Origin of the sequence: Pseudomonas sp. ACN5 (genome assembly GCF_002303975.1) — a bacterium.
Classification (GTDB): domain Bacteria; phylum Pseudomonadota; class Gammaproteobacteria; order Pseudomonadales; family Pseudomonadaceae; genus Aquipseudomonas; species Aquipseudomonas laurylsulfatiphila.
Genome location: NZ_MRCP01000040.1, coordinates 1 through 1,251 on the forward strand (window position 1 = coordinate 1; position 1,251 = coordinate 1,251).

The 1,251-nt window shown below is 62.8% G+C and carries 1 protein-coding gene; it reads left to right on the forward strand.

Features of this window, described 5'->3' with window-relative positions; translation table 11 throughout:
* Positions 1 to 1,251, forward strand: a 1,251-nt coding sequence (locus BSF40_RS31295; RefSeq protein WP_141249830.1) for an immunoglobulin-like domain-containing protein, incomplete at both ends; no start/stop codon positions are given.

Consider the following 1,251-nt stretch of genomic DNA (forward strand, 5'->3'; position numbering starts at 1 on the left):
CCTACACCGCCACGCTGACCGATGCCCAGGGCAAACCGATCACCGCGCAAAACGGTCCAGTGACCGTGACCCTGGACAGCGGCAAGGTCATCACCATCGCCGAAGGTCAGAGCTCCGGCAGCCTGCCGGTCAGCGTCGGCAACGACGTCTACACAGGCCCGACCACCGTTACTGAATCCATCAAGGACGCAGTGGGCGGCAACCTGGAATTGGTGTCGCCAAACACAACGCCAGTGACCACCACGGTCAACGACGTCAACGACACCACCACCGTAACCCTGACCGCCACTCCAAGCGTGGACGAGAACGGCACCATCACCTACACCGCGACGCTGACCGATGCCCAGGGCAAACCGGTCACCGCGCAAAACGGTCCGGTGACCGTGACGTTGGACAGCGGCAAGGTGATCACCATCGCTGAAGGTCAGAGCTCCGGCAGCCTGCCGGTCAGCGTCGGCAACGACGTCTACCAAGGCCCGACCACCGTGACCGAGTCGATTAAATCGGCCGACGGCGGCAACCTCGAGTCCATTGATCCAGTGAAAACGCCAGTGACCACCACGGTCAACGATGTCAACGACACCACCACGGTGACCCTAACCGCCACCCCGAGCGTGGATGAAAACGGCACCATCACCTACACCGCGACGCTGACCGATGCCCAGGGCAAACCGGTCACCGCGCAAAACGGTCCGGTGACCGTGACCCTCGACAGCGGCAAGGTGATCACCATCGCCGCAGGTCAGAGCTCCGGCAGCCTGCCGGTCAGCGTCGGCAACGACGTCTACCAAGGCCCGACCACCGTCACTGAATCCATCAAGGACGCAGTGGGCGGCAACCTGGAATTGGTGTCGCCAAACACAACGCCAGTGACCACCACGGTCAACGACGTCAACGACACCACCACCGTGACCTTGACCGCCACCCCGAGCGTGGATGAAAACGGCACCATCACCTACACCGCGACGCTGACCGATGCCCAAGGCAAACCGGTCACTGCGCAGAACGGTCCAGTCACCGTGACCCTGGACAGCGGCAAGGTGATCACCATCGCCGAAGGCCAGAGCTCCGGCAGCCTGCCAGTGACCGTGGGCAACGACGTTTACACCGGTCCGACCACCGTTACCGAGTCGATTAAATCGGCCGACGGCGGCAACCTCGAAGCGATCAACCCGATCAAGACCCCGGTGGAAACCACGGTCAACGATGTCAACGACACCACCACGGTGACCTTGACCGCCACCCCGAGCG